The sequence below is a fragment of the Longicatena sp. genome (assembly GCF_982403165.1).
The window spans coordinates 26,029-36,211 of record NZ_CEVYEL010000027.1 but is presented as its reverse complement, the minus strand read 5'-3'; the positions used below and the strand labels follow the sequence as shown (position 1 = coordinate 36,211).

8 protein-coding genes are annotated in these 10,183 nt (G+C 37.2%); 2 read left to right on the top strand and 6 right to left on the bottom strand.

What is annotated here, in order from left to right; translation table 11 throughout:
- Positions 1–49 precede the first annotated feature (49 nt).
- Together AC1VS3_RS07505 and AC1VS3_RS07500 are read right to left on the bottom strand one after the other, a co-directional pair.
- Entirely contained in the window at positions 50–1,393 is a 1,344-nt protein-coding gene (locus AC1VS3_RS07505) for a hypothetical protein (protein ID WP_481275569.1), read from the bottom strand.
- A 497-nt stretch (positions 1,394–1,890) separates the two neighbouring features.
- Positions 1,891–3,093 carry an AfsR/SARP family transcriptional regulator gene (locus tag AC1VS3_RS07500; RefSeq protein WP_008687186.1) on the bottom strand — a complete coding sequence of 401 codons (1,203 nt, stop codon included), beginning with the start codon at positions 3,091–3,093 and terminating at the stop codon, positions 1,891–1,893.
- A gap of 511 nt (positions 3,094–3,604) precedes the next feature.
- On the opposite strand from AC1VS3_RS07500, the gene AC1VS3_RS07495 reads away from it, so the two are divergent.
- Complete coding sequence (locus AC1VS3_RS07495) at positions 3,605–4,087, top strand: HD domain-containing protein (protein WP_008687185.1); 483 nt, start codon at positions 3,605–3,607, stop codon at positions 4,085–4,087.
- A 113-nt stretch (positions 4,088–4,200) separates the two neighbouring features.
- On the opposite strand, the gene AC1VS3_RS07490 is transcribed toward AC1VS3_RS07495, so the two are convergent.
- The gene (locus AC1VS3_RS07490) at positions 4,201–5,517 is read right to left on the bottom strand and encodes an MATE family efflux transporter (protein ID WP_008687184.1); all 1,317 of its coding nucleotides are present in this window, start codon (positions 5,515–5,517) and stop codon (positions 4,201–4,203) included.
- A gap of 62 nt (positions 5,518–5,579) precedes the next feature.
- Here AC1VS3_RS07490 and AC1VS3_RS07485 point away from each other — a divergent pair, with 62 nt between their 5' ends.
- Complete coding sequence (locus AC1VS3_RS07485) at positions 5,580–6,377, top strand: MerR family transcriptional regulator (RefSeq protein WP_008687181.1); 798 nt, start codon at positions 5,580–5,582, stop codon at positions 6,375–6,377.
- Between the two features lie 356 nt (positions 6,378–6,733).
- Here AC1VS3_RS07485 and AC1VS3_RS07480 read toward each other — a convergent pair whose 3' ends face one another.
- From AC1VS3_RS07480 to gnpA, 3 genes are read right to left on the bottom strand one after another with little or no spacing between them, the layout of a single operon-like run.
- Positions 6,734–7,825: an ABC transporter ATP-binding protein gene (locus tag AC1VS3_RS07480; RefSeq protein ID WP_008687180.1), complete on the bottom strand. Its 1,092-nt coding sequence runs from the start codon at positions 7,823–7,825 to the stop codon at positions 6,734–6,736.
- 15 nt (positions 7,826–7,840) lie between these two features.
- Positions 7,841–8,014 carry a DUF6903 family protein gene (locus AC1VS3_RS07475; RefSeq protein WP_008687178.1) on the bottom strand — a complete coding sequence of 58 codons (174 nt, stop codon included), beginning with the start codon at positions 8,012–8,014 and terminating at the stop codon, positions 7,841–7,843.
- Complete coding sequence (gene gnpA / locus AC1VS3_RS07470; RefSeq protein ID WP_008687177.1) at positions 8,001–10,181, bottom strand: 1,3-beta-galactosyl-N-acetylhexosamine phosphorylase; 2,181 nt, start codon at positions 10,179–10,181, stop codon at positions 8,001–8,003. Before gnpA ends, AC1VS3_RS07475 begins: the two co-directional genes overlap by 14 nt.
- Positions 10,182–10,183 lie beyond the last annotated feature (2 nt).

Below are 10,183 nucleotides of genomic sequence, written 5' to 3'. Positions count from 1 at the left end.
TTTTCAATATTTCCAAGCACTTTATTCTGTTGTGAGAATTTCTTCTCAATTATTTAACTTGAATATTTACGATTTTAGCAGCAATCTTAAATTCTCTATATTTCAGATTCGGTGTGGACTGGCTATAGAAAAAAGCCGTAGTACATCCTTTCTCAATCGCCAATTCTCTTGCTTGCGTGTTCTTAAAAGAATGGATTGGCGTATAGATTCCTCCACGATAAATTGCTTCTCCTGTAGTAGCATCCAATCCTTCCATAGTTGATGCATTATGATGCAAAAACTGTGTGCCTGCCGAATAGCCTGTTGGCACTTTTACGAAAAATTCCACATAACCATTTTCATCAATCACTTCATGTGAGCGGCCTTTCTGCATCTGCTGAATGGTTTTTCCATCCTCGCTATAAAACACCTCGACATTAGAAGATTCTTGCGCAAATATAAAATGCCAACCTTCTTTTTCAGTATTCTGATATATTGCTACAAAGGTGGCATTCGCCGAAAAGATAAGCTTCGCTATATCTTCATTTGTATGTAGCTTATCTTTATCCTGTGTATTTGATTCATCTTCCTGCAGTGACCATCCCATAAATACTTGTCGCGAATCATTTGGGATAGGGGTAGGAATTTGATTGTCAATTAAAGAATTGTTTTTATATATTTGCTGTTCATATTTATCGGAACTGCCATCGATTGTTCCATTGGCAGGATCAAAGGTAATGGTGATAAGTTCCTCTTTATTCCCTTTATGAAAAACGAATTTTGTATCCTCATAAATTGGTGTCTGATTGGGGACGATTGCATTTCCACCAGGGCCATCTTTCGTCCAAAATCCACCATTAACGATTGGTGCATGTTTGGGCATTTCACCATGCTTCACATACTCTATTGTTTCTTCTTGATTCACAATGTAAACTACCTTATGCATCGTTTCTTCATACGGCTGTGTTCCTTTTGTTAATGACGCTTGTTTTTGATCTTTTGCGACTTCTATCGTAAGCACTTTATGCAAATTACTGCCATCATTCGCTTTTAAGGATATCTTACTTCCAGAAATAAACGGCTTTTGATCAAGCATCATGTTAATAACACGATAACCATTTACCAGTGAAATTTGGGTATCACCAGGATCATTACCATCCGTTAAGATCATATTGATATCATCAAGAATTTCATCAGCTAACAGAACCTTAACAGTCAAAGAAGGTTGCTTGTTTGCCATTTGACGCAACTGTTCTTTGGTAATCACTTGAACAGAATCATTTTCCATTGTTACTTCCACAACGTTGCCCGTCGTTGTCTTTGTCGTTTTTGCCGTGATTGTCATAAAATTACTCGGTACCAGCTGTAACAACAAGGCAAATATCACAAATATTTTAGCGCATTTTCTTCTCATCTTCTCCATCTCCTTTCTCTTTCATTTATACTCCCTAACATAAAAATAAAGCCACCACTGACTTTACTTTTTCATTATATGAGCAGACTAGTTATAAAATGGTTTTATTTTAAATCAGCTACTGTTTTCTTTTGAAAAAAAGACGTGTTTGGGCTTAGGTAACATTTGAAGTGATTCTTTTTAACCCCTTTTTTCAGCATGTTTTTATTACTTTTCACAACGATACATATCAGTGCATAAGAAACTACATCCTTGGTACACTAGATAACGATAAAAACGATATTTCCCCTCAGATAATAAAAAGAATATCCAAAATCTTTAGCGATCTGAATTAAGGGTTCGTTTAGGGGATCAAACTTTAGAGGGCTTAAAGATTCGTTTGTTTTTTTCTTTCTCCCTAAATTTCTGGTGAAAACCTCTAAAAAATTTGACTATCTAATAATTAATTGCCCTAAAAAAGAACAGAATCGCTTCTGCCCTTTTTGTGCACTCTTTTTTTATTCTGCTTCCTCTGGATCAAGTAATTTTGCTTCCGTGACATAATAATTCAGACGTAATTTCTTATTACGGAATTTTTTATAAAAGCGATGACTGATACGCTGAATAATCAGATAAGCATTTTCTACCGTCTGACAATCTACTAAGACAATAAATTGTCCTTCATTGATTTTCGCAAACAAATCATTCTTACGTAAGGATAACGCAATCAGATGTTTCACCTTGTTCACTACTTTAAATACTTCTTCTTCTTTATCATCTTCATGACTGATTTCAAAAGATATCAGATATAAACGCTTATTATCTCGCATAGCGCTTTTCATGACCAACTCGTACATGTACTTAAACATTTCAAAGGTACAGTAGAATCCGCCTTCTTCCTCGGTTCGTCTTGATAGTTGTTTCAATAAACTATCAATTTTTACACGTTCAATGTTTTCATGATCACTCATGATGGCATCATATAATTCTTTAAATCGCATCGATAAACCTGTTCCAAGCTCTTTTACAAAAGATTCATTTAAATCATCATAATATCGCAATGCTTTGTGATAATCACTCGTTTCAAGTAAACCTTTCATATAATAATAGTGCAGACCTTCATAAAACGGTTCTAATAAGATTGCCTGATAATTTAAAGTCATCATTTCCTCATATTTTTGCTCTTCCAACAGTTTCTTACATATCTTTATCACGCATTTCACATACGCATGCCGATAGAATTCACATACTTGTTGTGTCCACATAAGCTGTGAATTTGATATATAAAATTTCCCCTTATATAGGTCTACCATGCGATACGCTATCTTCATCGTTTTTGCACTGAGATTCTCCTCAAATTTGATTTCTTCCCAAAGATTACCAAATTCTTCCGAATCAATATGCCATTCAAAATCAGGATTTAACTGATAACCCTGTTTAACGGTCAAGATCAATTCCTTACCTTCAAAAAAAGGTATTTTTTGTACATCCTTTCGAAAACGATGAATCGTAAACTTTAACGCGCTTATCGGATTATCGCTTTCCGGCCATAAAATTTCGATAAGCGTATCTTTGTGCACCGGTTGTTCACGGTAATAAAGAAATACCTGAAAAAGATTTACCAGCTGTTTTCCAAGATATTCGGTGATAATCGCTTTTTCTTTGCCACATGTAATCGTGAATTCATTAAAAAGTGTAACGTCAAAAATTTCCTTTGCCATTTCGCCACACGTCCTTTCACTTATTTTCTATAAGTTTTGAAATGCCCTACTATCTATCCGCTAGAAATAATGTACATAATGTTGTTCCACCTTCCATAAGGCTCCCATCCTTACAGAAGAAATTCGTTATACTGTTTTTAAGATAACGATGAAGATAGCTGCATTTACATCCTATTTTTGATTGCAGTTTTGTGTATGGAAGGATTACACAAACACGCGAAATAATCCCATCCTTCGTTACTATTTTAGCATTCTATTACATGCAAGTCAAATAAGCGATTATGCAAGATAAAAAAGTAAATAATCTGCCATTTTTATGCATTTTTAGGACAATAACCACATATAATATATTCTTCTTGTTCGGTAATTTTATTGCGTAAATAGTAATTATGGTTAGTTTTTATGAACACGTTAAAAAACTTTGTCGAACAAAGATACTTATGACCAAAACACTCTGAAAGCCTATACAAAGCACTGTATACATGCTAGAATAATAAAAAGAGGTGATGATATGGACCGCCTGGAATTAATACGCGAAAAAGTTGATCAAGAAATCAACAAATTACAAAAAGAAGAAACACGTAAATTCGCTTATATTCATACGTATGGTGTTGCACAAGCCGCAGCGCTTTTGGCAACCATTCGGAAAGCTGATGTAGAGCTTGCCTGCATAGCGGCTATGCTACATGATATTGCTTTATATACGGAAAATTGTCCTCATGCTGTTCACGCCAAACGCAGTAGTGAATACGCGGAAAAGCTATTAAACGAAACGAAGGCCTTCACTGAAGAAGAAGTTCAGATCATTCGTAATGTCATCGCTGTTCATTCTGATAAAATGAGTCGTCATGATGGTACGATATCGGAAATCTTAAAAGATGCCGATGTCTTACAACATTACTTATATAACGTAAATATTAAGCTATCGGAAAAAGATAATTATCGTCTCTTCTATTTGTTAGAAGCACTAGAAAAAATACAGAATCAAAAATAAGCCTGTTTCCTACATGATTTCTCAAATATTACCCAGACATGTCCACATGCTGTATATATAAGAGTTGATCATGAAAACAGGCTTTTATAATACATATCAAACAATCCTAAGCATTATGAAGATGCTTGCTTTCTCTTTTTATATTCCGTATGCATAAACCAAGTACTGCATAATAAGGTCATACATTCACATAACAAGGTCGCAAGCCATATGCCATCTCCTTGAAATAGCCATCCCAGCACCCAGATAGAAAAAGCTATGAATACAAATCCCCGCAACATAGAGATTGTAAAAGAATATCGGTTTTTTTCCAAAGCTGCAAAATAACCACTATATATAATGTTATAGCCAATAACCAAATAACATAGGGAAAACATGCGAAAGGCTTTTACACTATCATGAAATAAGGGCTGTATATTTGTATCAATAAATATGGAAACTATAAGCGGTGCTGCCAACAGGCAGAAACCAAGGGCAACAATTGATATTGTAAATGTTGATATACGGGCATAGCGTAAAAATAATGCACAGGTCGCGGGCTCCTTTTTTCCATGATAAAAGCTGACTAAAGGTTGTGTTCCTTGTGATATTCCTGTAAAGGTCATCATCACCAGATTGTATATATACGTAATCACCGTATAGGTGACAATTCCATCATCCCCTATATATCTTAAAATAGCATGGTTAAAAAGAAAGACGATGACGCCTGCCGACATTTCCGTGATAAAGTCAGCTATACCGATAGGCAGAATGCGCTTATACACCGACATATCTAAAGTTGTACGACACCAATGAATATTTCCCCTTTTCATCAAAAAATGAAGAAAGAATACGGTAAAAGTTAACACCTGTGATAATCCGGTAGCTAAAGCTGCCCCTTTGATTCCCATAGGAAATACAACGACTAAGACAAAGTCCATCACAATGTTTGTGACTGCCCCAACACTTACGGCTGCGGTAGCTAAACGAGGAAATCCATCTGTTTTTACTAATACTTCTAAAGAATACGATACGATGAAAAAAAAGCTGAACCATGCGATTGTTCCCAAATAATCCAGCACATAGGGCATCGTAGCTTCACTAGCACCTAAAAAGCGTGCTAAATCATTTAAGAAATATTGTGCAACCAACGTAATAACGATACCGCAGACGCTTAAAAACAGTGTATTTCGCGTAAATGTCTGATTCGCTTGTACCAGCTTATTTTCTCCTCGAAAAATAGCCACGACCGTCGATGTCCCAACGGAAAATAAAATGGAAAAAGCAAATATAAAATTTATATAGGGCATAGCGATATTGACTGCCGATAAGGCTTTTTCACCAACAAAACGTGCAACATAAATACCATCGATCATCGTATATAAATTAAATACTAGCATTGATACTATGGATGGCACGACAAATTTTAAAAACTGTTTTTTATGATTCATAAAACACCTCACTTGCATGAGCATTATAAACCTTGGTATAATACCAGAGTCAAGAGGTGTACATGAAAAACTACTATAAAATTAATGAAATTTCTAAATTATACAATATTGGCGTAGATTCCTTACGTTATTATGAAGAAATCGGTATTCTTCATCCCATGCGTGACAAGAATCGCTATCGGCAATATACGACAAGTGACATTTATCGTTTGAACATGATCCGCGATTTACGTAATTTAGGATTCTCCATGAAGCATATTGCCGCCTATTTAGAAAACCGTACAATTGAAAATAGCCTTGCCTTTATGGAAGAGGAAGAACGTATTGTCGATCAACGTATTCAAGAGCTAAAAAAACTGAAAAAGGATTTACAGCGTCGTAAAGCTTCTTTATTGAAAAGTACCAAAGTTGTCTTTGATAAGATGGAGCTTTTGCATCTTAACCAACGTAAATGTGTTTCCTTAGCTACTGATGATATTCACGATGATATTGAATATCAATTGATTAAGCTCAGCAAAGAATATGAAGACAATATTTATACAATCGGCAATTTTCACACTGGCTGCTTTTTGAACATTGAAGATAAGAACCATATTCATCCTTCCTCTGTTTTTATCATGGAAGACACTTTAACAGATTATGAATTCACATTGCCTGAGGGTCTTTATCTCAATCTTTATTACCAAGGACCGCGTGATCCTGATTATCAACATTTGAAAATGATGATCGAATATTGTCAACAGCATCACTATACGATCGTATCAGAAGCCATGGAGTTTTTTGTCATTGATGTGCATGAGACACGCCAAAAAGAAGAATATATCACCCAACTGCAATTACAAGTATGCCAAACGAAATAAACAGTAGTATCTCACTTTCTGATGACGTAGGATATTTAAAAAAGCTTGCTTAAAACAGTTGTGTTTGCAAATTTTTAACGCTTCTACAATTACTTACATATCCATTGATCTTATCTGGTCCTTTTATTCCTAGCTATTGAATTGGTAACATCATGCTTATAAGATATTATAGAAACATTTCACATAAAAAATCCCGCTTATCACGGGATTTTTTGTCAATCTGCAATTCCTTCCTGATGTCAGATCGACTCTTCCTATAGCTGAAGAGGCTATATATTAGAGGAGGGGACATGCTATTTATCCATATCTGCCTCTTCAGCAACACCTTTCCTTATGGAAAGATGGGGGAATTCTTATTATACAATCGTTAATTCTGTTTCTTGATCGAAGAAATGTACCTTACTTAAATCCATAGCAAGTTCAATCGTTTCATGTGCACGGGCTTCCATACGTGCCGCAACCTTTGCTTCTAAACGTTGCTTGCCCCATTTGCCATGCAGGATGAATTCATGACCTAGCAATTCGCTGACATCTACATCAAATTGGAAATGTGCCGTTGGATACGTATCGGCAACGATACCTTCACCATGCAAATCTTCTGGACGAATACCCATCACAATTTCTTTGCCATCATATGGCTTCAATGCTTCATGGAACATTTCCGGCAGTTTGATTTCATGATCATTACAGATAAAGCTGTGTCCTTTGCAAATCCCGGTTAAGAAGTTTGTGGCAGGTGCTCCCAGGAATCCGGCAACGAACATATTGGCAGGATTATTATAGATTTCCTTAGGACTTCCGATTTGTTGAATATACCCTTTCTTCATAACAACAATACGGTCAGCCATCGTCATAGCTTCGGTCTGATCATGAGTTACATAAATCGTTGTCGCATTGATACGCTCATGCAATTTGATAATTTCACTACGCATCTGTACACGTAGCTTTGCATCCAGGTTTGACAGTGGCTCATCCATCAAGAATACTTTCGCATTACGTACAATCGCACGTCCTAAAGCAACACGCTGACGCTGTCCGCCTGATAAAGCTTTGGGCTTACGATCCAAATATTCTTCAATTTCCAGAACACGTGCAGCCTCATGCACACGTTTGTCGATTTCTTCTTTTGGCACTTTTTTCAGCTTTAAGCCAAATGCCATATTATCGTAAACACTCATGTGTGGATACAATGCATAAGACTGGAAAACCATCGCAATATCTCTATCCTTTGGTTCCACGTCATTCATCAATTTGCCATCAATGTAAAATTCTCCGGCACTGATGTCTTCCAACCCGGCAATCATACGCAATGTTGTTGATTTACCGCAGCCGGATGGTCCTACAAAGACGATAAACTCTTTGTCTTTAATCTCCAGGTTGAAGTCAAATACTGCCTGGACATTATTGTCATATATCTTATCAATATGTCTTAATGATAATTCAGCCATTCTTATTACCTCCTGTTATTTGTATTTTCTGTTGTATAAATACAGCAGAACGAGCAATCCCGCAAGGCCGATGAATTCCATGCCTAGATTTGCCACACTGACGGTTTTCTGTCCGACAATGATCAGTCCAAGAAACACGAAGAACAAGATTGCCATGATTATATTTTTCACTGCATTATTTTCCATCATTTATCACCATCCATCTTATTTCACCAGGGGCGAGTGTTACTGCGACATGATTGCCTTCTCCATCATACACATTTGTTTTTTGTTCTTGATTGGTATTATTTAGAATTGCATACATGTTGTTATCCGGGTATGCATGAACTTCACAATAGAGGTTATCCGCATACCATTTTTTAAATTCTTCTTCTTTATGTGCCGCATAATAGAGAGAACGCAGCAGTACGCGTGTATTCTGCGTGCTGTATGGAAGACCGGCAATATAAACGCCTCTTCCTTTTCCATAAGTATGTGCACCTAAGTGTACTTCGCCGTTGCTGTAGGAAATAATCTCGGTATTTTCATTCAGCGCATAAATGTTTCTCATACCTTCACCAAAGTCCAATTCTTCCACTACATCTTCCGTAATGAAGTGACTTGCTAATGGGGTGTGGAAATATTTATCCGTGTGTAGTGTGAAACCTAATTCTTTATCGACACCTAAAGCATCCGCCAGCTGGAAGAATCTTCCGCCGTTTTCAACTGCTGCTGGTTCACCAATACCGACAAATCCACCGCCATTATAGATCCATTCACGCATCATGGAGATTAATTTTTCATTCTTCCAAACATCTCCGCCGGAGAATGCGGTGTGGGCATCCCCTGCATTGATGATAACATCAATATCTTCTGGGATACCATGTTCCAACACCTCATCGAAGCTGAGGAAGACAACATCTACGCTGGCACCACTAAGCGATTCCAGCATACCATTGTATGAGTAAATTTGTTTGCAATACAAGCCATGGGCAACCATATATGCATGCCAGCTGCGTAAAGCACCCCAGCTGTTTAAGATTGCTACCTTTAATCCGCAATATGGTGTTTGACCATGTACACGATCATAGATTTCACGGAATTCATCACAAACTTTTTCAATATAGTCTACAAACTTTGGAAATTTGTAAGCTAAGCTAGGATATCCGCCATAGCCGATACGATCAATTGGTTTACGCATAATCGCACGACGTGCACTTAACCAGTTATCAATTGCCTCAATCGTCGGATCATTTCCTTCATAGAAGGTATCCGGGAAGAAATATGGAAGGAATCGTCCTTCATGGTATTTCACTCCGGGAATATCGGAAATCAAGCGCAAGGTAGCACCTCCGCCAACACTTCCGACAACAGCATCTAAGCCGATTTCCGGAAAGTATTTGCCATAAGGCTCCGTACCAATCCAGTTATCTCCCAAAAACATCATAGCTTCTTTGCCAGCATCATGAACCAACTGTACCAATTCTTTTGCCGTTTCCGCAACAAAGCGCTGTTGGAAATCAATGTATTCCAAATATTCTTTGGTTGGTACACAGAAAGTTGAGTTGTAGTATCCATTATCTACAAATACTTCTGGGCGTAAGCGATAGCCATAGGCTTTCTCGAAGGCTAAAATTGCCTCAGTAGAAACACTAGCGCCATATCCACACCAATCCACAAATTTTTCTTTTGCCAGCTTATTGAAGATTAACGTAAAGTGATAGAAGAACGTTGTAAATCGTACGACATCACAGCGTTTATTCTCTTCATCAGCCAACCAGTCTTTTAAATATTGTACGACATATGCGCGAGAGAAAGGTTTTCGTACATCAAAGGGAATTTCATGAGGTTTATCACCCCAGTCATTGGTGATGTGATTGTACATCTGTGTTGGATCCCATAAGATATAAGCCAGAAAAGAAACGGTATATTCATGGAACTTCTTAGCATGATGTATCGTAAGCGTATGGTCTTTTGTATTTATATCCCAATCCTTCACATCAACAACTTCTTGTGTTGTACGATCAATAACTTCCCACCATTCCTTTGGATCATGGTCATAATCCGGTGTTACCTGCTGATCAAAATATTCAGCCGCAAAGGCAATCGTAATTTCTTCTTTATCGGCTAGTGTATAAGGACTCATCAGATAAATCTGCTGACATTCCTCCATATGCTGCTGAGCAAATTCATTATGTCCTCTGGCAACAAAATAAGTCGTATAAATTTTGGCATCTAACGATTTGATTCCTTCATCCAGCTTAGTGCCGTCACTGTCACGAATGGCATCGGCACCCCAGCGTTTCAGCAGGTCTTTACTTTCTTCAAGGAAATTAGATTCTCCAGGTAATGTCACTCTTCCAGTCGTTTTTCCCATAA